At 71.0% G+C, this 25,525-nt stretch carries 23 protein-coding genes, 5 tRNA genes and 1 pseudogene; 7 read left to right on the top strand and 22 right to left on the bottom strand.

Translation table 11 applies throughout. The features are described 5' to 3' along the window. Window positions 1–103: 103 nt before the first annotated feature. Genes coaD through OG429_RS27110 form a run of 4 tightly spaced genes read right to left on the bottom strand, consistent with a single transcriptional unit; the run spans window position 104 to window position 5,106 of the window. Complete coding sequence (gene coaD, locus OG429_RS27125) at window positions 104–583, bottom strand: pantetheine-phosphate adenylyltransferase (RefSeq protein WP_328930438.1); 480 nt, start codon at window positions 581–583, stop codon at window positions 104–106. Window positions 584–597: 14 nt separating this feature from the next. Then, complete coding sequence (rsmD, locus tag OG429_RS27120; protein WP_328927857.1) at window positions 598–1,176, bottom strand: 16S rRNA (guanine(966)-N(2))-methyltransferase RsmD; 579 nt, start codon at window positions 1,174–1,176, stop codon at window positions 598–600. Window positions 1,177–1,220: 44 nt separating this feature from the next. Then, window positions 1,221–3,416, bottom strand: coding sequence for an ATP-dependent DNA helicase RecG (gene recG, locus OG429_RS27115; protein ID WP_328927856.1), 2,196 nt, complete (start codon window positions 3,414–3,416; stop codon window positions 1,221–1,223). A gap of 37 nt (window positions 3,417–3,453) precedes the next feature. After that, window positions 3,454–5,106 carry a DAK2 domain-containing protein gene (locus OG429_RS27110; RefSeq protein ID WP_328927855.1) on the bottom strand — a complete coding sequence of 551 codons (1,653 nt, stop codon included), beginning with the start codon at window positions 5,104–5,106 and terminating at the stop codon, window positions 3,454–3,456. 242 nt (window positions 5,107–5,348) lie between these two features. Here OG429_RS27110 and rpmB point away from each other — a divergent pair, with 242 nt between their 5' ends. Next, window positions 5,349–5,534: a 50S ribosomal protein L28 gene (gene rpmB, locus OG429_RS27105; protein ID WP_007266795.1), complete on the top strand. Its 186-nt coding sequence runs from the start codon at window positions 5,349–5,351 to the stop codon at window positions 5,532–5,534. 97 nt (window positions 5,535–5,631) lie between these two features. Here rpmB and thiD read toward each other — a convergent pair whose 3' ends face one another. Further along, window positions 5,632–6,432 carry a bifunctional hydroxymethylpyrimidine kinase/phosphomethylpyrimidine kinase gene (thiD, locus tag OG429_RS27100; RefSeq protein WP_328927854.1) on the bottom strand — a complete coding sequence of 267 codons (801 nt, stop codon included), beginning with the start codon at window positions 6,430–6,432 and terminating at the stop codon, window positions 5,632–5,634. Further along, on the bottom strand, window positions 6,429–7,412 hold the full coding sequence (locus OG429_RS27095; RefSeq protein ID WP_328927853.1) for a thiamine-phosphate kinase: 984 nt from the start codon (window positions 7,410–7,412) through the stop codon (window positions 6,429–6,431). Before OG429_RS27095 ends, thiD begins: the two co-directional genes overlap by 4 nt. A 245-nt stretch (window positions 7,413–7,657) precedes the next feature. Between OG429_RS27095 and OG429_RS27090 the strand changes: the two genes are divergently transcribed. Together OG429_RS27090 and OG429_RS27085 are read left to right on the top strand one after the other, a co-directional pair. After that, a complete protein-coding gene (locus tag OG429_RS27090; protein WP_073911116.1) occupies window positions 7,658–7,891 on the top strand; it encodes an Lrp/AsnC ligand binding domain-containing protein in 234 nt (77 codons plus the stop codon). Window positions 7,892–7,977: 86 nt separating this feature from the next. Beyond that, entirely contained in the window at window positions 7,978–8,424 is a 447-nt protein-coding gene (locus OG429_RS27085) for a DUF3515 domain-containing protein (protein ID WP_328927852.1), read from the top strand. Window positions 8,425–8,523: 99 nt separating this feature from the next. Here the strand turns inward: OG429_RS27085 and OG429_RS27080 are convergent, their stop codons facing one another. The 3 genes from OG429_RS27080 to OG429_RS27070 are packed head-to-tail and all read right to left on the bottom strand — an operon-like array spanning window position 8,524 to window position 11,480. Then, a complete protein-coding gene (locus OG429_RS27080; RefSeq protein WP_328927851.1) occupies window positions 8,524–9,681 on the bottom strand; it encodes a D-alanine--D-alanine ligase family protein in 1,158 nt (385 codons plus the stop codon). A 39-nt stretch (window positions 9,682–9,720) separates the two neighbouring features. Further along, window positions 9,721–10,731, bottom strand: coding sequence for an NAD(P)H-dependent glycerol-3-phosphate dehydrogenase (locus tag OG429_RS27075; RefSeq protein ID WP_328927850.1), 1,011 nt, complete (start codon window positions 10,729–10,731; stop codon window positions 9,721–9,723). Beyond that, window positions 10,728–11,480, bottom strand: a complete 753-nt coding sequence (locus OG429_RS27070; RefSeq protein WP_328927849.1) for a lysophospholipid acyltransferase family protein — start codon at window positions 11,478–11,480, stop codon at window positions 10,728–10,730. Before OG429_RS27070 ends, OG429_RS27075 begins: the two co-directional genes overlap by 4 nt. Before the next feature lie 212 nt (window positions 11,481–11,692). Here OG429_RS27070 and cofC point away from each other — a divergent pair. Continuing rightward, window positions 11,693–12,355 (top strand): annotated as a pseudogene (gene cofC, locus OG429_RS27065) (2-phospho-L-lactate guanylyltransferase); the annotation flags it as partial. Between the two features lie 271 nt (window positions 12,356–12,626). Here the strand turns inward: cofC and OG429_RS27060 are convergent. The 4 genes from OG429_RS27060 to leuC form a co-directional block, all read right to left on the bottom strand. Next, window positions 12,627–13,304 (bottom strand): HU family DNA-binding protein, encoded by a 678-nt coding sequence (locus OG429_RS27060; RefSeq protein WP_328927848.1) that lies wholly within the window; start codon window positions 13,302–13,304, stop codon window positions 12,627–12,629. 145 nt (window positions 13,305–13,449) lie between these two features. Next, on the bottom strand, window positions 13,450–13,677 hold the full coding sequence (locus OG429_RS27055) for a hypothetical protein (RefSeq protein WP_030009267.1): 228 nt from the start codon (window positions 13,675–13,677) through the stop codon (window positions 13,450–13,452). A 137-nt stretch (window positions 13,678–13,814) separates the two neighbouring features. Continuing rightward, window positions 13,815–14,408, bottom strand: a complete 594-nt coding sequence (leuD, locus tag OG429_RS27050; protein ID WP_328927847.1) for a 3-isopropylmalate dehydratase small subunit — start codon at window positions 14,406–14,408, stop codon at window positions 13,815–13,817. A 5-nt stretch (window positions 14,409–14,413) separates the two neighbouring features. Continuing rightward, window positions 14,414–15,838, bottom strand: coding sequence for a 3-isopropylmalate dehydratase large subunit (gene leuC, locus OG429_RS27045; protein WP_328927846.1), 1,425 nt, complete (start codon window positions 15,836–15,838; stop codon window positions 14,414–14,416). Between the two features lie 119 nt (window positions 15,839–15,957). Here leuC and ndgR point away from each other — a divergent pair, with 119 nt between their 5' ends. After that, the gene (gene ndgR / locus OG429_RS27040; protein ID WP_007266782.1) at window positions 15,958–16,674 is read left to right on the top strand and encodes an IclR family transcriptional regulator NdgR; all 717 of its coding nucleotides are present in this window, start codon (window positions 15,958–15,960) and stop codon (window positions 16,672–16,674) included. 182 nt (window positions 16,675–16,856) lie between these two features. Here ndgR and OG429_RS27035 read toward each other — a convergent pair. The 9 genes from OG429_RS27035 to OG429_RS26995 form a co-directional block, all read right to left on the bottom strand. Beyond that, window positions 16,857–16,929, bottom strand: a tRNA-Glu gene (locus tag OG429_RS27035). A gap of 23 nt (window positions 16,930–16,952) precedes the next feature. After that, a tRNA-Gln gene (locus OG429_RS27030) sits at window positions 16,953–17,024 on the bottom strand. Window positions 17,025–17,048: 24 nt separating this feature from the next. Then, window positions 17,049–17,121 (bottom strand) — tRNA-Glu (locus OG429_RS27025). 61 nt (window positions 17,122–17,182) lie between these two features. After that, window positions 17,183–17,255, bottom strand: a tRNA-Glu gene (locus OG429_RS27020). A 27-nt stretch (window positions 17,256–17,282) separates the two neighbouring features. Next, a tRNA-Gln gene (locus tag OG429_RS27015) sits at window positions 17,283–17,354 on the bottom strand. Window positions 17,355–17,441: 87 nt separating this feature from the next. Further along, window positions 17,442–18,170: an HAD family hydrolase gene (locus tag OG429_RS27010; RefSeq protein ID WP_328927845.1), complete on the bottom strand. Its 729-nt coding sequence runs from the start codon at window positions 18,168–18,170 to the stop codon at window positions 17,442–17,444. A 213-nt stretch (window positions 18,171–18,383) separates the two neighbouring features. Then, window positions 18,384–19,859: a glutamate--tRNA ligase gene (gene gltX / locus OG429_RS27005; protein WP_328927844.1), complete on the bottom strand. Its 1,476-nt coding sequence runs from the start codon at window positions 19,857–19,859 to the stop codon at window positions 18,384–18,386. Beyond that, window positions 19,852–20,640 carry a fumarylacetoacetate hydrolase family protein gene (locus OG429_RS27000; protein ID WP_328927843.1) on the bottom strand — a complete coding sequence of 263 codons (789 nt, stop codon included), beginning with the start codon at window positions 20,638–20,640 and terminating at the stop codon, window positions 19,852–19,854. Before OG429_RS27000 ends, gltX begins: the two co-directional genes overlap by 8 nt. Before the next feature lie 96 nt (window positions 20,641–20,736). Next, the gene (locus OG429_RS26995; protein WP_328927842.1) at window positions 20,737–20,928 is read right to left on the bottom strand and encodes a hypothetical protein; all 192 of its coding nucleotides are present in this window, start codon (window positions 20,926–20,928) and stop codon (window positions 20,737–20,739) included. A 564-nt stretch (window positions 20,929–21,492) separates the two neighbouring features. Between OG429_RS26995 and OG429_RS26990 the strand changes: the two genes are divergently transcribed. Together OG429_RS26990 and OG429_RS26985 are read left to right on the top strand one after the other, a co-directional pair. Beyond that, window positions 21,493–25,095 carry a sensor histidine kinase gene (locus tag OG429_RS26990; protein ID WP_328927841.1) on the top strand — a complete coding sequence of 1,201 codons (3,603 nt, stop codon included), beginning with the start codon at window positions 21,493–21,495 and terminating at the stop codon, window positions 25,093–25,095. A 9-nt stretch (window positions 25,096–25,104) separates the two neighbouring features. Then, the gene (locus OG429_RS26985; protein ID WP_328927840.1) at window positions 25,105–25,518 is read left to right on the top strand and encodes a roadblock/LC7 domain-containing protein; all 414 of its coding nucleotides are present in this window, start codon (window positions 25,105–25,107) and stop codon (window positions 25,516–25,518) included. Window positions 25,519–25,525 lie beyond the last annotated feature (7 nt).

The following is a 25,525-nucleotide window of genomic DNA, read 5'->3' as shown; positions in this document are numbered from 1 at the left end:
AGGGGCTCGCACTCTCTCGGCCTCGGGCGGTTCCTGAGACGGACGGGTCGACTTTAAGGCCAGCGGGCGGGCCCCCGACACTGACTGACGGACCGTCAGTCGCTCAGCGGTCGCGCAGCCGCTCCATCAGCGCGGTGTGCACGTGCGCCGGCAGCAGGTGGGCCACGTCGCCGCCCCAGGCGGCGACCTCCTTGACCAGCGAGGACGACAGGAAGCTGTAGGTGGGGTTCGTCGGCACGAACAGCGTCTCGACGCCCGACAGCCCCATGTTCATCTGGGCCATCTGCAGCTCGTAGTCGAAGTCGCTGACGGCGCGCAGGCCCTTGACGATGGCCGGGATGTCACGCTGCTTGCAGAAGTCGACGAGCAGGCCGTGGAAGGACTCGACCTGGACGTTCCCGTAGTCGGCCGTCGCCTCGCGGATCAGCTCGATCCGCTCCTCGACGGTGAACAGCCCCTGCTTGGACTGGTTGATCATCACGGCGACGTGGACCACGTCGTAGAGCCGGGAGGCGCGTCCGATGATGTCGAGGTGTCCGTTGGTGATGGGGTCGAAGGACCCCGGACAGACGGCGCGGCGCAACTTAACTCCCTCGTTCATGAGTCTTCGCTGGTGAAGGCGGCGCGACCGTACCAAAGGGTGCCCTCGCCGTACTTCCGCGACCGGAGCGGCTCGAAGCCCTCGGGCCACGGGAAGGCGCCGCTCCTGGTGCTGCGTTCCACGGTGACGAGCGCATCGCCGGTGAGCCAGCCATTGGACCGGAGTGTGAGGAGGATCTCGCGGAGATCCCCGTGGTCCACGGCGTACGGAGGGTCCAGGAAGACGATGTCGTACGGGTCCCCGGCCGCGGTGGCCGCCACGATCTGCTCGGCCTTGCCCGACCGGAATTCGGCGCCGGGCAGGCCCAGCGTCCTGATGTTGTCGCGGATCGCCTTGGCGGCCTTGGCGTCGGCCTCGACCAGCAGGGCGTGGGCCGCGCCGCGCGAGAGGGCCTCCAGGCCGACGGCCCCGGAGCCGCCGTACAGGTCGAGCACCCGGGCCCCTTCGACGCCGTGCAGCGACTCCCAGGTGGAGAAGAGCCCTTCGCGCATCCGGTCCGAGGTCGGCCGGGTCCCGGTGCCCGGGGGCACGGTCAGCCGTCGCCCGCCGGCGCTGCCGGCGATCACGCGGGTCATCTGGGGGGTCCTTCAATCGTCGGAGGGATCGGGCACCCCCATTGTCAGCCCTTCTCCAGGTACTGCTCCCGCTCGGTGTCCAGCAGGGCGTCCAGAGCGGTCCGCAGGCCCGGCAGCCGCTCCAGCTCGGGATCGTCGGCGACGACACGGGTGGCCTCCTCCCGGGCCTGGGCGATGACCTCCTCGTCCTCGATGACGGCGAGCATCCGCAGCGAGGAGCGCACCCCGGACTGGGCCTGGCCGAGCACGTCGCCCTCGCGGCGCTGCTCCAGGTCGATCCGGGAGAGCTCGAAGCCGTCGAGGGTGGCGGCGACGGCGGACAGCCGGGCCCGGGCGGGGCTCGCCTCGTGCATCTCGCTGACCAGCAGGCACAGGCCGGGCGCGGAGCCCCGGCCGACGCGACCGCGCAGCTGGTGGAGCTGGGAGACGCCGAACCGGTCCGCGTCCATGATCACCATGACGGTGGAGTTCGGCACGTTCACCCCGACCTCGATGACGGTCGTGGCGACCAGGACCTTGACCTCGCCGGCGGCGAACCGGCGCATCACGTCGTCCTTGTCGGCCGGGTCCATCCGGCCGTGCAGCACCTCCACCGGCAGCCCGGTGAGCGGTCCGCGCGTGAGCTGCTCCGCGATGTCCAGGACGGCGAGCGGGGGCCGCTTCTCGGCGTCGTCCTCCGCGGAGGCCTTCTTCTTCGGGTCGTCCTCGCCGTCACCGATCCGCGGGCAGACCACATACGCCTGGTGGCCCTTGTCGACTTCCTCGCGGACCCGCTCCCAGGCGCGGGCGAGGAAGTGCGGCTTGTCCTTGGCGGGCACCACGTGGGTGGCGATCGGGGAGCGGCCGGCGGGCAGCTGGTCGAGGACGGAGGTCTCCAGGTCGCCGAAGACGGTCATGGCGACGGTGCGCGGGATCGGGGTCGCGGTCATCACCAGCAGGTGCGGGGGCTGCTTCCCCTTGGACCGCAGCGCGTCGCGCTGCTCCACGCCGAAGCGGTGCTGTTCGTCGACGACGACCAGGCCGAGGTCGTGGAACTGCACCTTGTCCTCGATCAGCGCGTGCGTACCGATCACCATCCCGGCCTCGCCGGTGACGAGGTCGAGCAGGGCCTGGCGCCGCGCGGGCATCCCCATGGACCCGGTGAGCAGCACGACCTTGGTGCCCTGGTCGGAGCCGCCGAGCATGCCGCCCTCGGCGAGCTCGCCCATCATCTCGGTGATGGAGCGGTGGTGCTGCTGCGCGAGCACCTCGGTGGGCGCGAGCATCGCGGCCTGCCCGCCGGAGTCCACGACGGCGAGCATGGCCCGCAGAGCGACCAAGGTCTTGCCCGAACCCACTTCGCCCTGGAGGAGGCGGTGCATGGGGTGGCTGGTGGAGAGGTCGTCGAAGATCTCCTTCGAGACGGATTGCTGGCCCTCGGTGAGCGTGAAGGGGAGCTTGGCGTCGAAGGAGTCGAGCAGGCCGCCCGGGGTGGGGCGGCGGGGGACGGCCGGGAGCTGGGAGTCGGCGTGCCGGCGGCGGGCGAGGGCCACTTGCAGGACGAAGGCCTCGTCCCACTTCAGGCGCTGGCGCGCGTCGTCGATGTCGGCCTTGGTGCCCGGCCGGTGGATCTTCAGCAGGGCCTCGGTGAGCGGAACCAGTCCGCGGCCCTCGCGCAGGGACGCGGGCAGCGGGTCCACGGCCTCGTGGACGCCGGGCAGCACCGCGTCCACGCACTTGGCGATCTTCCAGGACTCCAGCTTCGCGCAGGCCGGGTAGATCGGGATGAGCTGGTTGGCGAAGGCGGTGGCCGCGTCCCGGTCGGAGGCGTCCGCGCCGAGCGGCTCGTACGCGGGGTGCGCCAGCTGGAGCTTGTGGTTGAACCTCGAGACCTTGCCGGCGAACATCGCGCGGCTGCCGGGCAGCAGGTCCTTGTGCGGCTTGTGCACGCCGGCGCCGAAGAAGACCAGCTGGAGCCGGCCGCTGCCGTCGGTGATGGTCACCTCCAGCCGTTTGCCGCGGCCCCCGTTGAAGGTCAGGATCCGGGCGTCGGCGACCTGGGCGACGACGGTCACGTGCTCGTCGATCTGGTCGGCGAGCTCGGCCAGCGAGGTCAGCTCACCGCGCTCGGCGTACCGCCGGGGGTAGTGGTGGAGCAGGTCCAGGGCCGTGTGCAGGCCGAGCTGCTCGGCCAGCACCTTGGCGGTGGCGGGGCCGAGCGTCTTCTTGAGGTCTTCGTCGAGCGCGGGCACATCTTCCATTGCACACCATGCCGCTGACAAGACCGCTGTTCGGCCCTTACTCCACGCCGATGAGGAGCGGCGCCGAGTAGCGCCCGCCGCGGTAGGTGACGGTGTCCACGGCCAGGTGCCCGTGCTGCACGTACGCCTCCAGGCGCTCGGCGAGGGCGTCCGGCACCTCCGGTCCCAGGACCAGGGTGACGAGTTCGCCGCCGGAGCCCAGCATCCGCTCCAGGACGGCCTCGGCGGTCTCGGTGAGGCCCGCCCCGATCACGGCGACGTCGCCGTCGATGAGGCCGAGCACGTCGCCGGCCTGGCAGATGCCGGCCGAGGTGAAGGACTGCCGTTCGGCGACGGCCAGTTCCGCGTAGCGGGTGGCGCCGGCCGCCGCGGTCATGGCGACGACGTCCTCGTCGAAGCTGCCGTCCGGGTCGTGCACGGCGAGGGCCGCCAGGCCCTGTACCGCGGACCGGGTGGGGATCACGGCCACCCGTACGCCGTCGGCGCGGGCCTCTTCGGCCGCAGCGGCCGCGGCGGCCCGCAGTTCGGCGCCGCCGGGCAGCAGGACCACCTCGCGGGCGTGCGCGCGCCGGATGGCGTCGACCAGCTCCGCGACGGCCGGGGCCTCCCCGGGCGGCGCGAGCACGGTGGTCGCGCCCGCCTCGCCGCACAGCACGGCCAGCCCCTCGCCGGGGACGACGGCGACCACGGCCCGCTGGGCGCGTTCGCCCCGGCCCCGGCGCCGCTCGTCGCCGAAGTGCGTGATGCGTATCCGGTACGGCCGGCCGGCGTCGACCCCGGCCTCCACGGCCGCGCCCGGGTCGTCGACGTGGACGTGGACGTTCCACAGCCCGTCGCCGCCGACCACGACCAGGGAGTCGCCGAGCCCGTCGAGCCGTGCGCGCAGCTCCCCGACGGCCGCTTCGGTGGCCTCCAGCAGGTAGATCACCTCGTACGCCGGCCCGTCCTGCTCCTGCTCGCAGGGGTCCGGCGGCTGCGGTACGGGTACGGCCCGGCCGCGCACCGGCTCGGCGGCCGGCTCCCGGCCGGAGAGCGCCTGCCACAGGGCCCCGAGTACGGCGACCAGGCCGCAGCCCCCGGCGTCGACCACCCCGGCCCGGCCCAGCGCGGCCAGCTGCCCCGGGGTCTCGGCCAGGGCGGCGCGGGCCGCGTCGTAGGCGGCCCGCGCCACGTCGGCGGCGGTCCCGGCGGCGTGCTCGGCGGCCTCGCCGGCCCGGGCGGCCGCGGCGGCGACGGTGAGCATGGTGCCCTCCACCGGGTGCGCGACGGCCTCGTACGCCTCCTGCGCGGCCCGGGTCAGCGCCTCGGCCAGCAGCCTGCCGGGCTCCCGTCCTGCGGGCTCGTCGCCGAGTACGTCGGCCACTCCGCGCAGGAGCTGCGCCAGGATCGTCCCGGAGTTCCCCCGGGCCCCGATGAGCGCGCCGTGCGCGAAGGCCCGTACGGCCCGGGCGAGGGAGGTCCCGGCTGTGGCGTGGGTCTCGTCCTCGAAGGCCGCCGTCAGGGCGCGGTCGGCCGATTCGGCGGTGAGGTAGAGGTTGGTGCCGGTGTCCGCGTCGGCCACGGGGTAGACGTTGATCGCGTCGATGTCCTCGCGGGCCCGGCCCAGTGCGGCCAGGGCCAGCGAGCTCCAGGTGCGCACCGCTTCGGCGTCGAGCTCGTCAGTGGGCTGCGGCTGCGGCTCGTGGGGCACCGGGCGTTCCTCCTTGTGCGGGCCGGGGTTCACCGCAGGGTAACCAAGGACTGCCCCTGCGTCCGGACCGCGGGGCAGGGGCAGCGGCGGTCATGGTAGTTTTCTTGGACGGACGCAGTCGTTGTATGCTGCTCCGGTTGCCCGACGAGAGTCGGGCCATTCCCCCGGCAAACCACTTCAGACTCTCTGATTCCGGTGCGCCGGATTCACTGTAATTGCATCTGAAGTCTTTGGAGTGACCTGTGGCTGCCAACTGCGACGTTTGCGCCAAGGGGCCGAGCTTCGGCAACAACATCTCCCACTCGCACCGCCGCACCTCGCGTCGCTGGAACCCGAACATCCAGCGCGTCCGTGCCGTGGTCAATGGGACGCCGAAGCGCCTCAACGCCTGCACCTCGTGCATCAAGGCCGGCAAGGTCTCGCGCTGACGCCTCACGTCGTAGCGCAGCCCTTTTCGGTTGCCAAAAGGAAGGCCGGTTCACCTCTGGTGAACCGGCCTTTTGCCTTTCCCGGACCGGCTGGGGCTCAGCGCCACCGCCAGGCGTGATCCACCGGGCCGATGCCCCGGCCGAGTGCGAAACCGGCTGCGATGGCGCCCGTGACGTACTCCTTGGCGGCCGTGACCGCCTGCGGGACGGACAGTCCCTTCGCCAGGCCGGCCGCGATGGCGCTCGCCAGGGTGCAGCCCGTGCCGTGGGTGTGCGGGTTGGTGTGCCGGGGGGCCCGCAGCCACCGTTCGTCGGTGCCGTCGGTCAGCAGGTCCACGGCCTGGCCCCCGTGCGCCGCGAGGTGTCCGCCCTTGATCAGCGCCCAGCGGGGTCCGTGGCCGAGGATCGCGTCGGCGGCCCGCCGCATGTCGTCCTCGGTCTCCACGACCACGCCCGTGAGCTGCGCCACCTCGTCCAGGTTGGGCGTGGCCACGGTGGCCACCGGGAGCAGGTCCCCCCGCACGGCGTCCAGGGCCGAGGCGGCCAGCAGGGCGTCCCCGTGCTTGGAGACGCCCACGGGGTCGACGACGACCGGGGCGGGGGTGTCGGCCAGCAGCGCGGCCACCGTCTCCACCAGCACGGCCGAGGAGAGCATCCCGGTCTTCACTGCCTGTACGCCGATGTCCTCCACCACGGCCCGGTACTGGGCCGTCACAGCCTCGGCGGGCAGCTCCCAGGCTCCTCGTACCCCGAGGGAGTTCTGCGCCGTCACAGCGGTCACCACGCTCATCCCGTGCACGCCGAGCGCCAGCATGGTCTTGAGGTCGGCCTGGATGCCCGCGCCGCCGCCGGAGTCGGATCCGGCGACGGTCAGGCAGCGCGGCGGGGCGCTGGTCACAGCGCGCCGTCCTCGGCGGCCGGGTCGGCTCCGAAATGGTCCCAGCCGCCGGTGCTGGTCCACGGGGCGCCGTCCACGGTCACCTGGGGCAGCGCGGAGCGGTTCAGCACCTCCCCGATGACCTTCCAGCGGGCGGGGAGCTTCACGTCCGGCGGGAAGGTGGCCACGATCGCGTGGTCCTCTCCCCCGGTGAGCACCCACTGCAGCGGGTCCACGCCGACGGCCTGCCCGATGTCGTGCATCTGGGTCGGGATGTCGACGGCCGCCGAGCGCAGGTCGATCCGTACCTTGCTGGCCTCGGCGATGTGACCGAGGTCGGCGATGAGGCCGTCGCTGACGTCGGTCATGGCGGTGGCGCCGAGCCCGGCGGCCGCGGGGCCCGCGTGGTACGGCGGCTCGGGCCGCCGGTGGGCCTCCACGAAGGCCCGCGGGGAGCGGAAGCCGCGCGAGAGCACGGCGAAGCCCGCCGCGGACCAGCCCAGCCAGCCGGTGACGGCGACGACGTCGCCGGGCTGGGCGCCGGAGCGCAGGACGGGCTCGTGGTTGCGCAGGTCACCGAGGGCGGTGATGGCGACGGTGATGGTGTCGCCGCGTACGACGTCGCCACCGACCACGGCCGCGCCGGCGACCTGGCACTCGTCGCGGATGCCGTCCATCAGCTCGGTGGGCCACGTGACCGGGAGTTCGGCCGGGACGACGAGGCCGAGCAGCAGTGCGGTCGGCACCGCGCCCATGGCCGCGATGTCGGCGAGGTTCTGGGCGGCGGCCTTGCGGCCGACGTCGTAGGCGGTGGACCAGTCGCGCCGGAAGTGCCTGCCCTCCAGCAGGATGTCGGTGCTCGCCACGACCCGCCGGTCGGGGGCCGACACCACCGCGGCGTCGTCGCCCGGACCGAGCCGGACCGCCGGGGTGGTGGTGAGCCGTGAGGTGAGCTCCCGAATGAGCCCGAACTCCCCCAGCTCGCCCACAGTGCCCTTCATCGCTGTGCCCCTTCTTGCCCAGTCCGCTTGCGGTCGCGAGCCGTCACAGCTCTGGGTACCGTCAACAGATACGTCAACTTCTGCTCTCCGTACGCCCCGCTGTGCGTGGCGCCGGGCCCGCAGGTCTCCCCGCGGCGCACGGCGACGCGGTACCGTGGCGTCCCTTCTTCCCCCGGCCCTTGCGATCGTGTGGGGCCCATCCGAAGGTTAGGGGAAATGATCCTCGTGGCCGCCCTGGAGGTTCCGTGGTACAGGCGTACATCCTTATCCAGACCGAAGTGGGCAAGGCGTCGTTCGTCGCCGAGTCCATCGGCCAGATCGCGGGGGTGATCCAGGCCGAGGACGTGACGGGCCCGTACGACGTGATCGTGCGTGCCCAGGCCGACACCGTGGACGAACTCGGCCGCATGGTCGTGGCCAAGGTCCAGCAGGTGGAGGGGATCACCCGCACCTTGACCTGCCCGGTGGTCCATCTGTAGCCCCCGTCTACTCTTGGCCGGTGATGTCCCACCACCGCCGGCCCCGCCGTGTCCGTGTTTCGTCGGCCCTGTCTGCCGTGCCCGCCGTGTCGGCCTTGCTGGCCCTCGCGGCGTGTTCCCCGGGCGATTCGCAGGCCCGGGTCGATCCGCCGTCCACGCCGCCCGCCGACATCGCGGGGTTCTGTGCAGCGCTACACAAGGAGCTCCCGGAGACGGTGGCCGGCCTGGCGCGGACCCCGACCGAGCCGGAGTCCGGTCTGACCGCCGCGTGGGGCGGCTCGGCGATCGTACTGCGGTGCGGTATCCCCAAGCCCCCCAAGATGGCTGATCCGAAGCAGGAAGGCGTCCACGTGAACGACGTGGCCTGGCTGCTGGAGAAGCTCCCGGGTGGCGAATTCCGGTTCACCACCGGGATGCGGAAGGCGTACACGGAAGTCCGGGTCGACAGGGAGCACGCCACGGACGCGGGGATGCTGGTCGGGCTGTCCGACGTCATCGCCAAGACCGTGCCCGAGGGCATCTCGTCCTACTGAGCACACCGCCGCCCGCCGAACCGTGCTTTTGAAGGCGGCTCGGCGGGCGGGCGGCTGTTCGGGTCCCTGGAGGTCCCCCCGGACGGAGTCTGGGGGAGGCTAGCGCAGGCCGGTGGAGCGGCGCAGGGCTGCCTGGATCAGGAGGTCCACGAGTTCCTGGTACTCGATGCCCGACTCCTGCCACATCCGCGGGTACATGGAGATCGGGGTGAAGCCCGGCATCGTGTTGATCTCGTTGATGACGAACTCGCCGTCCTCGGTGAGGAAGAAGTCGGCGCGTACCAGACCCTCGCAGGACGCGGCCTCGAAGGCCTCGATCGCGAGCCGCTGCACCTCGGCGGTCTGCTCCGGGGTGAGCGGGGCGGGCACGATCCCGGAGGCGGAGTCGATGTACTTCGCCTCGAAGTCGTAGAAGTCGTGGCTGGAGACCGGCGGGATCTCGGCGGGCGCGCTCGCGCGCGGACCGTCCTCGAACTCCAGGACGCCGCACTCGATCTCGCGGCCGCGCAGCAGCGCCTCCACGATGATCTTCGGGTCGTGGCGGCGGGCCTCGCGGATCGCCTCGTCCAGCCCGGAGGCGTCGTCGACCTTGGTGATGCCGATGGAGGATCCGGCCCGGGCGGGCTTGATGAACAGGGGCCAGCCGTGCTCGGCGGCGAAGTCCATGATCTTCGCCTCGGCGGCGTCCCGGTCGGCTTCCCATTCGCGGGGGCGGATGGTCACGTACGGGCCGACGCGCAGCCCGAAGGACGTGAACACCCGCTTCATGTAGTCCTTGTCCTGGCCGACGGCCGAGGCGAGGACGCCCGAGCCGACGTACGGGACGCCGGAGAGCTCCAGGAGGCCCTGCAGGGTGCCGTCCTCGCCGTACGGGCCGTGCAGTACGGGGAAGACGACGTCGACCTCGCCCAGGGCCTTGGGGACGGCACCCGGCTCGGTGTAGACGACCTCGCGGCTGGCGGGGTCGACCGAGAGCACGACGGCGCCGTCCTCGGAGTCGGCCAGCTCCTCGACACTCGGGAGCTTGCGGTCGGCGATGGCCATCCGCGCGGGCTCGTCGGCGGTCAGTGCCCACCGGCCGTCCGTGGTGATGCCGATGGGCAGCACCTCGTACTTGGAGCGGTCGATGGAGCGCAGCACCGCGCCCGCCGTGACGACCGAGATGGCGTGTTCCGAGCTGCGGCCGCCGAACACGACGGCCACGCGGGGCTTGCGGCCCTGCTGCTCAGGGGTCTGGGGGAGGTTCTCGCTGCTCATATCGCCACGAGGGTACCCGCTCAGACGTCCGGAATGGAGTCAGCGGCGTTCCGGTTTGGCGCTGCGCCCCATCAGTTCCTTCAGCGCGACCAGGGTCGGCTTGCCGTGGTGGACGATGTCCACGACCGTCTCGGTGATCGGCATGTCCACTCCGTACCGGTGGGCGAGATCGGCCACGGACTGGCAGGACTTGACTCCCTCGGCGGTCTGCTTGGTGACCGCGATGGTCTCCTCCAGGGTCATCCCGCGGCCGAGGTTGGTGCCGAAGGTGTGGTTCCGGGAGAGCGGCGAGGAGCAGGTGGCGACCAGGTCGCCGAGGCCCGCGAGGCCGGAGAAGGTGAGCGGGTCGGCGCCCATCGCCAGGCCCAGCCGGGTCGTTTCGGCGAGGCCGCGGGTGATGAGCGAGCCCTTGGTGTTGTCGCCCAGGCCCATGCCGTCCGCGATGCCGACGGCGAGGCCGATGACGTTCTTGACGGCGCCGCCGAGCTCGCAGCCGACGACGTCGGTGTTGGTGTACGGGCGGAAGTACGGGGTGTGGCAAGCGGCCTGGAGGCGCTGGGCCACGGCCTCGTCCACGCAGGCGACGACCGAGGCGGCGGGCTGCCGGGCGGCGATCTCACGGGCCAGGTTGGGGCCGGTGACGACGGCGACGCGCGCCGGCGGAACCTTGGCCACCTCTTCGATGACCTCGCTCATCCGCTTGGCGGTGCCGAGTTCGATGCCCTTCATCAGGGAGACGAGCACGGTGTCGGGGGCCAGCAGCGGCGCCCATTCGGCGAGGTTGCCGCGCAGGGTCTGGGAGGGGACGGCGAGGACGGTGAAGTCGGCGCCGCGCGCGGCTTCGGCCGGGTCGGTGGTGGCGCGGAGGTTCTCGGGGAGTTCGATCCCCGGGAGGTAGTCGGGGTTGGTCCGGCCGGTGTTGACGGCGTCGGCGAGCTCCTGGCGGCGGCCCCACAGGGTCACCTCACAGCCTGCGTCGGCGAGCACCATGCCGAAGGCCGTGCCCCAGGAGCCGGTTCCGAATACGGCTGCCTTCACGGGATGTGTCACTTCTTGCCCTCCCCCGCGGCTTTGCGCCGCTGTTCCGCCCTGGCCTTGCGATGGTCGTACGGCTGCCCGGGCGCGGTCTCTCCCCGCACCTCCTCCAGCAGCGCGGTGATGGCCGCCATGATGGCCTCGGTGACCTCCTTGAGCACTTCCGGGGTGGGTTCCCGGTCGTAGAAGGCGGAAAGGTCGACGGGCGGTCCGGCCAGCACCTGGAGGGTCTTGCGCGGGAAGAGCTGGACCTTGTTCTCCTGCGCGTAGGGCGGCATGGCGAGATTCGCGCCCCACTGGGCCACCGGAATGACGGGAGCCCTGGTGATCAGCGCGACGCGGGCGGCGCCGGTCTTGCCGGCCATCGGCCACATGTCGGGATCGCGGGTGAGAGTGCCCTCCGGGTAAAAGGCCACGCATTCGCCGCGCTCGATGGCGTCCACCGCGGCCCGGAATGCGTCCAGGGCGTTGGTGCTCTCCCGGTAGACGGGGATCTGCCCGCTGCCGTGCAGGATCGCGCCGACAATGGGGACCTTGAAGAGGGCCGCCTTGGCGAGCAATCGGGGCACCCGGCCGGTGTTGTACTGGAAGTGCGCGTAGGAGAGCGGGTCCAGATACGAGTTGTGATTGACGGCGGTGATAAATCCGCCCTCGGCCGGAATGTGCTCCATTCCCCGCCAGTCCCGCTTGAAGAGCACTACCAGCGGCGGTTTTGCGATGACCGCCGCCAGGCGGTACCAGAAGCCGATTCTGCGGCGGGACACTCGGACACCTTTCCTCATGACCGGTGGGTGGGGGCACCTCCCAGCGGTGACTGGGGGAGCTTGGGCACCTCGTCGGCCGGACAAGTGTCGCCCCGGGCCCGGTCTCTGTCGAGAACACCGTACGCCCCGCTCACCCCGCCGGGCCCCCGGGCCGCCAGGGCGGAGGGGACAATGGGCCGACACATGACCCGGCCATGACCTGACCATGGGCCGTGGTTGTGCCGGAGCTCACCGGAGGGAAGGGGTCGGTCACGAACGCCGTCTGGAGCCTGGTGGTCCCGCTGAAGCCTCTGGCGGTGGCCAAGAGCCGTCTCGCGGCGGACGTCGGCGGGTCCCGCCCGGGGCTCGCGCTCGCCTTCGCCCAGGACACCGTGGCGGGGGCGCTGGCCTGCGCCGCGGTCGCGGATGTGGTGGTCGTCACGGACGACGCCGAGGCCGGTGCGGAACTGGCCCGCCTCGGCGCGCGGATCGTCGCGGACACCCCGGGGGCCGGGCTCAACGCGGCGCTGGCCCACGGGGCGCGGGCGATACGGGCGGGCCGGCCCGGGGCGGCCGTGGCCGCGATGAACGCCGATCTGCCGGCACTGCGGCCGCCCGAATTGCTACGCGTGCTCGAAACCGCCTCGGCATTTCCCCGGGCATTTCTGGCGGATGCGGCCGGAATCGGTACTACGTTGCTTTCCGCTGCTCCGGAAGTGGAATTGACACCCTCGTTCGGCGGTCCCTCGCGGGCCAGGCATTCGGCTTCGGGAGCGGTGGAAATCGCCCTGTCGGGAGTGGACAGCGTGCGCCGGGACGTGGACACGGCGCGGGATCTGCGGGCGGCGCTCGTCCTCGGTGTGGGGCCTCACACGGCCCGATACAGTGCCGGTATGCAGGCGACCGCGTACACGTACGACTCCCAGACCCGCAGCGGCAGTGTGCTGCTGGACGACGGCACCCCGGTGCCCTTCGAGGCCCCGGCCTTCGACGCGGGCGGCCTGCGGCTGCTGCGGCCCGGGCAGCGGGTGCGGATCGAGACGGACGGCGAGGGCACGGACCTGCGGATCACCCTGGTCACGCTGCAGACCTTCTGACCTGCCACGACGCACCGCGGGCCGACTTCCCCCGGCGGGGAAACCGGCCCGGCGTGTGTGACTCGTGCCCTTACTTCTTGCGGGCGGTGGTCTTCTTCGCGGTGGCCTTGCGCGTCGCCGTCTTCTTGGCGGGCGCCTTCGTCGCTGCGGTGGCCTTCTTGGCCGCCGGAGCGGTCTTCTTCGCGGCGGCGGTGGTCTTCTTCGCCGCCGGGGCGGCCTTCTTGGCGGCCGCTGCCTTCTTCGCCGTGGCCGTCGCCTTCTTCGCGGTGGCCGTGCTCTTCACCGCCGCCTTCTTGGCGGTCGCGGTGGTCTTCTTGGCCACGGCCTTCTTCGCGACCGTGGTCTTCGCCGCCGCCCTCTTGGCGGTGGTGGCCTTCTTCGCGGCGGCCTTCTTGACCGTCGCGGAAGCACCACCGGTGAGGCTTCCCTTGGGCGCCTTCTTCACCGACACCTCGCCGCCCTTGGGCAGCTTCTTGGTGCCGCTGACCAGGTCCTTGAACCCCTGGCCCGCACGGAAGCGGGGCACCGAGGTCTTCTTGACCCGGACGCGCTCTCCGGTCTGCGGGTTGCGGGCATAACGGGCCGGACGGTCGACCTTCTCGAACGAGCCGAAGCCCGTGACCGAGACCCGGTCGCCCGCGACGGTAGCGCGGACGATGGCGTCCAGTACCGCGTCGACAGCGTCCGCGGCCTGCTGACGGCCGCCCAGCTTGTCGGCAATCGCTTCTACGAGCTGCGCCTTGTTCAACGTCTTCCCCTTCGGAGACTTCGCCAGAACGAATGTGTTCAAGCTTATTTCGCACGTTAGGCGGATATATACCGCAAATCAAACACGAAACGGGCTAATCACCCTAGTGCCGCAACGCTGGAGGCCGTTACGGAGTTCCTTCGCATCAGTCGCCTTCAGGGAATCGACCCTCGTCGAGGTCCTTCATCAACCTGTCCAGGCGCCTTGCCGCATCGGCGAGATCGTGCTTCGCCGCGGCCGTGACGACCAACAGCTTCCGGGACAGCGCCATCCTTACGCCCTCCGGGACTTGCAGTGAGCGAACCCTTGTGTGTGCTTCTTTCAGCCGGTCCGCGACGAGCTCGTAGAGCTCAAGTTGACTGTCGCGTTCCATGCACAGATTGTGCCATCTGGGGCGAGTTGTCGCCTCACGGGGCCTCAACACACAGCTGTGCCCCCCACCATCCGGTGGGGGGCACAGTGTTGTCGATGTGATCACCCAAAGGTGAATAAGCGCTGATCAGGCAGGAATCAAGCCTGAATCGTGCGCGGCTTGAAGGACGGCCGGACGCTTTCGTACGTGTCGATGTCCGCTTCGTTCTGAAGGGTGAGCGAGATGTCGTCCAGCCCCTCCAGCAGCCTCCACCGGGCGTTGTCGTCGAGTTCGAACTCCGCCTCGATTCCTTCCGCCCGCACCTGGCGGTCGACCAGGTCGACGGTGATCTCGGCGGTGGGGTCGGCCTCGGTCAGCTGCCACAGCCGGTCGACCGTCTCCTGGGGCAGGACGACGGTCAGCAGTCCGTTCTTCAGCGAGTTCCCGCGGAAGATGTCGGCGAAGCGGGAGGAGATGACCGTCTTGAAGCCGAAGTTCTGCAGGGCCCAGACGGCGTGCTCGCGCGAGGAGCCGGTGCCGAAGTCGGGTCCGGCGACCAGCACGGTCGCGCCGGCGCGCTCCGGGCGGTTGGTGATGAACTCCGGGTCCTTGCGCCAGGCCTCGAAGAGCCCGTCCTCGAACCCGTCGCGGGTGATCTTCTTCAGCCAGTGGGCCGGGATGATCTGGTCGGTGTCGACGTTGCTGCGGCGCAGCGGAACGGCCCGGCCGGTGTGGGTGGTGAAGGCTTCCATGGTTCTCAGACTCCGGCGGTCGCGTCGGCGGCGGACAGGTCGGCGGGCGAGGCCAGATGGCCCAGTACCGCGGTGGCGGCGGCCACCTGCGGGGAGACCAGGTGCGTGCGCCCGCCCTTGCCCTGGCGGCCCTCGAAGTTGCGGTTGGAGGTGGACGCGGAGCGCTCACCAGGGGCCAGTTGGTCGGGGTTCATGCCCAGACACATCGAGCAGCCCGCGTGCCGCCATTCGGCGCCGGCCTCCTTGAAGACCTTGTCCAGGCCCTCTTCCACGGCCTGCAGGGCGACCCGGACCGAGCCGGGGACGACCAGCATCCGTACGCCGTCGGCGACTTTGCGGCCCTCGACGATGTCGGCGACGGCGCGCAGGTCCTCGATGCGGCCGTTGGTGCAGGAACCTACGAAGACGGTGTCGACCTTGATGTCGCGCAGCGGCTGCCCGGCGGTCAACCCCATGTACTCCAGGGCCTTTTCGGCGGCGTGGCGCTCCGAAGCGTCCTCGTACGAAGCGGGGTCGGGGACGTTGGCCGACAGCGGCGCGCCCTGGCCCGGGTTGGTGCCCCAGGTGACGAACGGGGCCAGCGCCGTGCCGTCGATGACGACCTCGGCGTCGAAGACCGCGTCGTCGTCGGTGCGCAGCGTCTTCCAGTACGCGACCGCCGCGTCCCACTCCTCGCCCGTCGGGGCGTGGTCACGGCCCTGGAGGTAGTCGAAGGTGGTCTGGTCGGGGGCGATCATGCCCGCGCGGGCGCCGGCCTCGATCGACATGTTGCAGATGGTCATGCGGGCTTCCATCGACAACTGCTCGATGGCCTCGCCGCGGTATTCCAGGATGTAGCCCTGGCCGCCCCCGGTGCCGATCCTGGCGATGATCGCGAGGATCAGGTCCTTGGCGGTCACGCCCTCGGCCAGCGCGCCGGTGACGGTGATCGCCATCGTCTTCGGGCGAGCCAGCGGCAGCGTCTGGGTGGCCAGCACGTGCTCGACCTGGCTGGTGCCGATACCGAAGGCCAGCGCGCCGAAGGCGCCGTGCGTGGACGTGTGGGAGTCACCGCAGACCACGGTGGTGCCGGGCTGGGTCAGGCCCAGCTGCGGTCCCACGACGTGGACGACGCCCTGCTCGACGTCGCCGAGCGAGTGCAGCCGGACGCCGAACTCGGAGCAGTTCTTGCGCAGCGTCTCCAGCTGGGCCCGGGAGACCGGGTCCGCGATCGGCTTGTCGATGTCCAGGGTGGGGGTGTTGTGGTCCTCGGTCGCGATGGTGAGGTCGAGGCGTCGGACTTTGCGGCCGGCCTGGCGCAGGCCTTCGAAGGCCTGGGGGCTGGTCACCTCGTGCAGCAGGTGCAGATCGATGAAGAGGAGGTCGGGCTCGCCCTCGGCGCGCCGGACGACATGGTCGTCCCAGACCTTCTCCGCGAGTGTCCTACCCATCGCTTTCCCTCCGGCTCACCGTCTCGGACCCAGTGGTTCGTGGACCCGTACATACAGACTCGCTGGTTCTTGGAAAAATTGAACTTGCGTTTCACAGTGTGAGACGTGAATATCGTTTCATGGACAACTCTAGCGGCGTCGGCGTTCTCGACAAGGCAGCTCTGGTACTGAGCGCACTGGAGTCCGGTCCGGCCACCCTCGCCGGGCTGGTCGCGGCGACAGGGCTCGCACGACCCACGGCACATCGCCTCGCCGTGGCACTGGAACACCACCGGATGGTGGCGAGGGACATGCAGGGCCGGTTCATCCTCGGTCCGCGGCTGGCGGAGCTCGCCGCCGCGGCCGGCGAGGACCGCCTGCTGGCCACGGCCGGACCGGTGCTCACCCACCTCCGCGACGTGACGGGCGAAAGCGCGCAGCTCTACCGCCGTCAGGGAGACATGCGCATCTGCGTGGCGGCCGCGGAGCGGCTCTCGGGCCTTCGGGACACCGTCCCGGTGGGCTCGACCCTGCCCATGAAGGCGGGCTCGGCCGCGCAGATCCTGATGGCCTGGGAGGAGCCCGAGCGGCTCCACCGCGGCCTGCAGGGCGCGCGCTTCACGGCGACGGCGCTCTCGGGCGTCCGGCGCCGCGGCTGGGCGCAGTCGATCGGCGAGCGGGAGCCCGGTGTGGCCTCCGTCTCGGCGCCGGTGCGCGGGCCGTCGAACCGCGTGGTGGCCTCGGTGTCGGTCTCCGGGCCGATCGAACGCCTGACCCGCCACCCGGGCCGGATGCACGCCCAGGCCGTCATCGACGCGGCCGCACGCCTCACGGAGGCGCTGCGCCGCTCCGGCTGACCCGCTCCGACCTCTTTACCGACCCCCGGGCCCGGGGGCGCGTACGACGCCGCACACGTCCGAACACGCGCCTCCGGGCCCGTACTTACGCCCTTACGTCACATCGGGCCCACGTCGGGGAACAGTGCCGACGAACGACGAAGAGGCCCTCCGCGATGAACGCGGAGGGCCTCTTCGATGCGTACCCCCGACCGGATTCGAACCGGCGCTACCGCCTTGAGAGGGCGGCGTGCTAGGCCGCTACACAACGGGGGCTAGCTGGTGTTGCTGTTACTGCGCTGGGCTACCAGGACTCGAACCTAGAATAAGGGAACCAGAAACCCTCGTGTTGCCAATTACACTATAGCCCAAAGTGGTCTAGACCAGACCAACAGTACCCCCGACCGGATTCGAACCGGCGCTACCGCCTTGAGAGGGCGGCGTGCTAGGCCGCTACACAACGGGGGCCCTAGCGATCCTGCATCAAGACGTCCGGGTGCGACCCTGGAGATCTCGCGGGAAGGATCTGTACCCCCGACCGGATTCGAACCGGCGCTACCGCCTTGAGAGGGCGGCGTGCTAGGCCGCTACACAACGGGGGCAAAGCACTGCGTTACTGCTGCACTGCGCTGGGGTACCAGGACTCGAACCTAGAATAAGGGAACCAGAAACCCTCGTGTTGCCAATTACACTATACCCCACCAAAAGTCAACCCCTTGTGGGGTTTTCTTTTTTTGGTGGCGCCTCCGTCCGGCCTTTCGGCCCGCTCCGGCGGCGCAGAAAGAACATTACCGGATGCCTGACCGTGCTCCAAAACGGGTATCCCCTGCCAGCAGCTCCGGTAGCCCCTCAAGACCGGCGATGCGGTGCACGCCGTCGGGACCGTCCCCGCGGCGGCCGTCGCGGTCGAGCCAGATCGCCAGCAGCCCGGCGTCCCGCGCCCCGCGCGCATCGATCTCCGGCTGGTCACCCACGTACGCGACCTCGTCCGGGGCCAGCGCCAGCGCCTCGCAGGCGGCCAGGAAGGCCCCCGCGTCCGGCTTGCTGACCCCGAGCTCGACGGCGCAGACCAGCACTTCGAAGCGGTCGCGCAGGCCGAGGTCACGCAGCTTGGGGTCCTGGTTGGCCGTGGAGGAGTTGGAGAGCACCCCGTGCCGGTAGCCGGCGGCGAGGGCGTCCAGCGCGGGCACCACGTCGGGGAAGACGGACCAGTAGGTCTTGTAGTGCTCGATGTACTGGTCGAACCAGGCGTCCGCCTCGTCGGCCGTCATCCCGGGCTCCCCGAGGAACTCCCGCACCCGCTCCCGGCGCTGCCCCTGGAAGGTGCCCTCGCCGGCCGCGAAGCGCGCCCAGTGCAGGTCGGTGATCTGCCGCCACAGCGCCAGCGCCTGTGCGGGGGTTCCGTACCGCTCCGCGATCCCGTCGGTCTCCAGCTGCCGCGCCAGCCCGGCGGCGTCCGCCCCCGTGTAGTCGAAGAGGGTGTCGTCGATGTCCCACAGCACGGCGCGGATCGGCATGGGGCCGAGCCTACGCCGGACGCCGGTCCCCCGCGGGCGGACGGGAAAGAAAGATCCGGTCCGGCCCCCGGAAGGGTCCCCGAAACGCCCCGGAAGGGCGCGGAAGGGCGCGGAAGGGCGCGGAGAACGCCGCAGGGGGCGGCGGCCGGTGGTCCGGCCGCCGCCCCCTGCGATGGGGCCCCTCCCGGCGCCGGCCGGGGGATGCGGGTGGTGCTACGCGGTGAGCTTCGCCAGGGTCGCGTCGATGCGGGCCAGGGACCGCTCCTTGCCCAGGATCTCCAGGGACTCGAAGAGCGGCAGGCCGACGGTGCGGCCGGTGACGGCCACGCGGACCGGGGCCTGGGCCTTGCCCAGCTTGAGGCCGTGGGCCTCACCGGCGGTCAGGACGGCCTGCTTGAGGGACTCGGGGTCCGACCAGTCGGCGGCCTGGAGGTTCTCGCGTGCCGTGGTCAGCAGGGCCGCGGGCTCGCCCTTCATCGCCTTGTCCCAGGACGCCTGGTCCTCGACCGGCTCCTTCAGGAACAGGAAGTCGACGTTGGCCGTGATGTCCGACAGGACGGTCACACGGGTCTGGGCGTACGGGGCGATGCGCTCCCAGGCCGCGGCGTCGAAGTCCTCGGGCGCCCAGTTGGCGTGCGGGGCCCGCAGCCACGGGGCGCAGGCGTCCGCGAAGTCCTTCGGGTCGAGCAGGCGGATGTGGTCGCCGTTGATCGACTCGGCCTTCTTGAGGTCGAAGCGCGCCGGGTTGGCGTTGACGCCGTCGATGTCGAACTTCGCCACCATCTCCTCGATCGAGAAGACGTCCTGGTCCTTGGAGAAGGACCAGCCGAGGAGCGAGAGGTAGTTCAGCAGGCCCTCGGGGAGGAAGCCGCGCTCGCGGTACAGGTTGAGGGAGGCCTCGGGGTCGCGCTTGGAGAGCTTCTTGTTGCCCTCGCCCATCACGTACGGCAGGTGGCCGAAGGCGGGGGTGGTCTTGGCGACGCCCAGCTCGATCAGCGCCTTGTACAGGGCGATCTGGCGCGGGGTCGAGGAGAGCAGGTCCTCGCCGCGCAGGACGTGGGTGATCTCCATGAGCGCGTCGTCGACCGGGTTCACCAGCGTGTACAGCGGGGCGCCGTTGGCCCGGACGATGCCGAAGTCCGGCACGTTGTCCGGGGTGAAGGTCAGCTCGCCGCGGACGAGGTCCGTGAAGGTGATCGGCTCGTCGGGCATCCGGAAGCGGACGATCGAGGAGCGGTGCTCACCCTGGTACGCCTCGACCTGCACGGTGGTCAGCTCGCGGCAGTGGCCGTCGTAGCCGGAGGGCTTGCCGGCGGCGCGGGCCGCGGCGCGGCGCGCGTCGAGCTCCTCGGTGGTGCAGTAGCAGTGGTACGCCCAGCCGCCGTCGAGCAGCTTCTGCGCGACGTCCTTGTAGATGTCCATGCGCTCGGACTGCCGGTACGGGGCGTGCGGGCCGCCGACCTCGGGACCCTCGTCCCAGGTGAAGCCGAGCCAGCGCATCGAGTCGAGCAGCTGCCCGTACGACTCCTCGGAGTCGCGGGCCGCGTCGGTGTCCTCGATGCGGAAGACGAACGTACCGCCGTGGTGGCGGGCGAACGCCCAGTTGAAGAGGGCGGTCCGGACCAGGCCCACGTGGGGGTTGCCGGTCGGGGAGGGACAGAAACGTACGCGGACGTTCGCGTTAGCCACGCTTGATCACCTTGTTGGTGAGAGTGCCGATGCCTTCGATGGTGACGGCGACCTCGTCGCCGACGTTGAGGGGGCCGACTCCGGCCGGGGTCCCCGTGAGGATGACGTCACCAGGGAGCATCGTCATGGCCTCGGTGATGTGCACGACCAGGTCCTCGATGGAGCGGACCATGTCACTGGTGCGGCCGAGCTGGCGCTGTTCGCCGTTGACGGTGCACTGGATGGTCAGGTCGCTCGGGTCCAGGTCGGTCTCGATCCAGGGGCCGAGGGGGCAGGAGCTGTCGAAGCCCTTGGCGCGGGCCCACTGCTTCTCGCGCTGCTGGACATCGCGCGCGGTGACGTCGTTGGCGCAGGTGTAGCCGAGGATCACGTCCTTGACGCGCTCCTTCGGGACCTCTCGGCACATGCGGCCGATGACCACGGCGAGCTCCGCCTCGTGGTGCAGGTCCTGGGAGAAGGAGGGGTACGTGATCGGGTCGCCCGGGCCGACCACGGAGGTGGAGGGCTTGAAGAAGGTGATGGGGGCGTCCGGGACCTCGTTGCCGAGCTCCGCCGCGTGCTCCGCGTAGTTGCGGCCGATGGCCACGACCTTGTTCGGGAGCACGGGCGGCAGCAGGCGCACCTTGCTGAGCGGGACCTTCGTACCGGAGAGCTCGAAGTCCGCGAACGGGATGCCCTTGATGATGTCGAGGACGAGCTCCCCTTCGGCGCCGGGGGCGGCGTTGCCCTCGACCGCGCCGAAGGCGACATTGCCGTCGATCGAGAACCTGGCGATGCGCACGTGTTGCGTCTGCCCCTCTGTATTTCCGCTGGCTGGAGTCTGCGGCTCCAGGCTAACGCGGCGGGCAGGGGCGCTTCGCTCTCTTTAGGGCCGTGGCTACTGCGCGGCGGCCGCCACGGGCGCGTCCATCAGGATCGTGCGCCGCGGGTTGGCGGTCTGCGTCGGCAGCTCGACGGCGTGCTCCGGGGTGGCCGGGGCCGCCTGCAGGTCCTCGGCGTCCTTGAGGTGCGCGAGGGTGGTGCGGCGGGGGTTGGCTATGCGGAACATCGGCCGCGTCGTCGTCTTCATGGGAGTTTCGGGCCCTCGGCTGCTCGGTGTGTCGGTCGGCGTATCCGCCAACCCTTTAAGGGGCAAGGCTAAACATCTGAATCCCCTGCCGAACCGGGAAGTAATGGCCACGGCCATGTGAGTTTGCTCACCTGCGACCAGACATTACCGGCATAATAGACAGTCAATTGGACCTCACAAAACGGGCATTCCGCCACTGAATGCGTCATTCCGCTCCTGATCATCTCGACTGGGACACCTTGCCAGGCATGGTGTTTGCATGATGTAAGTCCGGTTTACCCCGAAAGCAGCCCCACGTGCTGTAGTGCGCCCATCACTGGCCGTCACCGACTCTCCGGGCCGATGCTCGCACCTTGTTGGAGATCCTCCACTGTGCTGGAATTCGCGAGACCGCCGCGGGAATCAGCCGGCGCGCAGGTGGCGCGAGACCGCGCCGAGCGCGGTGGCACAGAGAGGGAAACGCGCCGGTCACCGACGACCACCATGGGGCCGTTAGTGCCCCACGACTCGACACCGTCCCACCGGTCGCCCGGCGGGACGCCTGGTCCAGAGGTTGCGACGCTAGTGCAGGGACGATTCAAGAGGGATGGCAGCGCTGCGGCGGAGCAGGAGCCGCGCGGCGGGACCGATCGTGGCTCCTCGCCCCAGCACGCCCAGAACCGCGGGCCGGCTGTCGAAGGCGCAGGCCCCGACTCCTCCGCCTCGGTGAAGGCGAAGGGCCGAGGGAAGTCCGTCAAGACCAAGGCCAAGGCCGGGTCGGTCGAGCAGGACGTGGCGATACCGAAGGCCCCCAGTGGGCCCGGTTCCCGCCTCCACATGCAGAACTGGCGCATCAGCACGCGACTGGTGTCGCTGCTGACCCTGCCGGTCGTCGCCGCCACCACGCTGGGTGGCGTCCGTATCAACGACTCGCTCAACGACATCGCGCAGCTGGAGCACATGCAGCTGCTCACGACGATGACCCGGCAGGCGACCAACCTCGCCGCCGCGCTCCAGGAGGAGCGCGACAAGTCCGCGGGTCCTCTGTCGGTCCCCGGGGCGGGCAAGGCCAACAGCACCGTCACGAACGTCCGTGACACCACCGACGCCGCCGCCAAGGCCTTCGCCGCCGCGACCGACAAGGTCGACAGCACGGAGGACAAGGACGAGACGCTCAAGTCGATCCGCAACAACATCCTGCAGATCGGCCGCCAGCTCACCCTCATCGAGGACATCCGCAGCAAGGCGTACCAGAACGGCGCCCAGCAGACGGTCACCGAGTACAACAGCCTGATCGTCTCGCTGCTGTCGCTCTCCCAGGACATGGCGCAGGCCACCTCCAGCCCGGAGATGATCAAGCGCACGCGCGCCCTGGCGGCCTTCTCCGCCGCCAAGGAGTACGCCTCCGTCCAGCGCGCGATCATCGCCGCCTCGCTCCCCGACAGCGCCGAGAAGCAGGGCGAGCTGAAGGAGAACGACCGCCTTTACGCGCTCTCCGCGCTCAAGGGCGAGCAGCAGTCGAAGAAGACCTTCGAACTCGTCTACCAGGGCAAGTCCGAGGAGCTCCTCGCGTCGCTCGGCGACGGCAACACGGAGATCGGCACCGCCGACCACTACGCGCGCCGCGTCCTGAGCACCAAGGACCAGTTCCTCAAGGAGAAGAACCGGTCCTGGATGGACTGGTACGACGCCGACGACACCAAGCTCCAGGCGATGAAGGTCATCGAGCTGACCCTGCTCGAGGACATGGAGCAGAAGGCCCGCGAGCTCAAGAACGAGTCGCAGCAGGACGCCATCATCAACGGTGCGCTGATCCTCCTCGTCCTCGGTGTCTCCCTCGTCGGCGCCTTCGTCATGGCCCGCTCGATGATCCGCTCGCTGCGCCGCCTGCAGGACACCGCCACGCGGGTCGCCCAGGACCGCCTCCCCGAGCTGGTCAAGCAGCTGTCCGAGTCCGACCCGCAGGACGTGGACACGTCCGTGGAGTCCGTCGGCCTGCACACCCGCGACGAGATCGGCCAGGTGGCCGCGGCCTTCGACGACGTGCACCGCGAGGCCGTCCGCCTCGCCGCCGAGCAGGCCCTCCTCCGGGGCAACGTCAACGCGATGTTCACCAACCTCTCGCGCCGCTCGCAGGGCCTCATCCAGCGTCAGCTCTCGCTCATCTCCGAGCTGGAGTCGCGCGAGGCCGACCCGGACCAGCTGTCCTCGCTCTTCCGTCTCGACCACCTCGCGACCCGCATGCGCCGTAACGGCGAAAACCTCCTCGTCCTCGCGGGCGAGGAGCCGGGCCGCCGGTGGACCCGCCCCGTCCCGCTCGTCGACGTGCTCCGTGCCGCCGCGTCCGAGGTGGAGCAGTACGAGCGCATCGAGCTGGCCTCGGTGCCCGGCACCGATGTCGCCGGCCGCGTCGTCAACGACCTCGTGCACCTCCTCGCCGAGCTGCTGGAGAACGCCACCTCGTTCTCCTCCCCGCAGACCAAGGTCAAGGTCACCGGTCACGCGCTGCCCGACGGCCGTGTGCTCGTCGAGATCCACGACACCGGTATCGGCCTCTCCCCCGAGGACCTCGCCGCGATCAACGAGCGACTCGCGTCGCCGCCGACCGTGGACGTCTCCGTCTCCCGCCGCATGGGCCTGTTCGTGGTCGGCCGCCTGTCCCTGCGACACGGCATCCGCATCCAGCTGCGCCCGTCCGACTCGGGCGGCACCACGGCCCTCGTCATGCTGCCGGTCGATGTCGCCCAGGGCGGCAAGAAGCCGGCTCCGATGGCGGGCCAGGGTGGTCAGGGCGGCCCCGGCGGCGCTCAGGGCGGCCCCGGCGGCCAGGCTTCCGGTCCCGGTGCGGGCGCCCGTCCGCCCGTGGGCGCGGCTCCGCAGCGCGGGCAGGTCTCCGGTGGCGGCCAGCGCGCCGCCCTGCCGGGCCGCGACGGCGGCCCAGGCCAGCAGCGCCAGCAGGGCGGCCCGGGGGCTCCCGGCGCCCGGCCGCAGGCGGGTCCGACGACCGCGGGTCAGGGCCAGGGCGGCTTCGGCTCCGGCGCTCCCCTGGCGGGCCGCGGTCCGCAGGCCCGTCCGGCGGCCGCTCCGACCGCTTCCGGGCAGGGCGGCTTCCCGCAGGGCAACGGCTTCGAGCGTCCCCAGCAGCCCCAGCAGGCTCCGCAGCAGCGGCCCCAGCAGCAGCCGGCCGCCCCCGCGGCTCCGGCTTCCCGCGGCGGACGGCCGCAGCTGCCGCCGCGCGGTGGCGCCCGCCCCGAGCTCCCCGGTCCGCAGACCACCAGCTGGGGCGCCGACCAGGCCCGCGGCCACGACGAGCTCTCGGGCCCCGGCTCGACCGCCGAGTTCGCCCGCCCGGACTTCAACGCCCCGATGCCCCAGGCCGACAGCCTGGGCAGCACCACCGGGCAGTTCGAACGTCCGGACGTACGGGGCCCCCTGGACCCGTCCTCCACCGGGCAGTTCGAGCGCCCGGCCGGCTACCAGCCCCAGCGGCCCGGCGGCCCCGGTGTCGGCGGCTTCGCCCGTCAGCCCCAGGCTCCGCAGCAGCCGCAGGCGCAGGCGCAGTACCAGCAGCCGCAGGCTCCGCAGCAGGGCGGTGACTACGCACCCGTGGCGCCCCGGCGCCCGGAGGCGCCCGGCCTGCCGCAGGCCCCCCGGCCCGAGGCGCTGCCGCCGGCGCAGGGCTCCGGCGACGCCCGCAGCCCGATCTTCGACACGCTGGAGTCGAACTGGTTCCGCGAGGAGGGGCAGCAGCCCCCCGCGCAGGCACCGGCCGTACCCCAGCAGCCGCAGCAGTCCGCTCCGGCGGCCCCTGCTCCGCTGCCGCAGCGCGGCCAGGAGTTCGCGGCCGAGCCCGCCGCGGCGGCGACCGGCGCCATGCCGACCGTCAGCTGGAAGTCGTCTCCGAACGACGAGCTGATGCGGCAGGCCGAGCGCGTGCGCCAGCCCGCCGCCGGCGGCATCACGACGTCGGGGCTGCCCCGCCGGGTACCGCGGGCGAACCTCGTGGCCGGCACGGCGCAGCAGCAGGCCGAGGCGCAGGCCGGTCCGCAGGTCTCGCGGGCGCCGGACGACGTCCGCGGCCGTCTGACCAACCTCCGACGCGGTATCCAGCAGGGCCGTCAGGCCGGCAACAGTGGTCCGGCGACCGGCAGTTACCACATCGACCCCACTTACCAGCAGGAGCGATAGTTGAGTTCGATGAGCCAGGCGGCACAGAACCTGAACTGGTTGATCACCAACTTCGTGGACAACACCCCTGGGGTGTCCCACACCGTGGTGGTCTCCGCCGACGGACTCCTTCTGGCGATGTCCGACGGTTTCCCCCGCGACCGCGCCGATCAGCTGGCGGCCGTGGCCTCCGGTCTGACCTCGCTGACCGCCGGTGCCTCCCGCATCTTCGAGGGTGGCGCCGTCAACCAGACCGTGGTCGAGATGGACCGGGGATTCCTCTTCCTCATGTCGGTCTCCGACGGGTCCTCCCTGGCCGTACTGGCGCACCCCGAGTGCGACATCGGCCTCGTCGGCTACGAAATGGCCCTCCTGGTGGACCGTGCCGGCAGCGTCCTCACTCCGGACCTGCGCGCGGAACTGCAGGGCAGCCTGCTCAGCTGACTTACCC

The sequence above is a fragment of the Streptomyces sp. NBC_00190 genome (assembly GCF_036203305.1).
In the GTDB taxonomy this organism is placed as follows: domain Bacteria; phylum Actinomycetota; class Actinomycetes; order Streptomycetales; family Streptomycetaceae; genus Streptomyces.
Note: the sequence above shows the minus strand (reverse complement) of the source record. Positions and strands in the feature narration are given on the sequence as shown.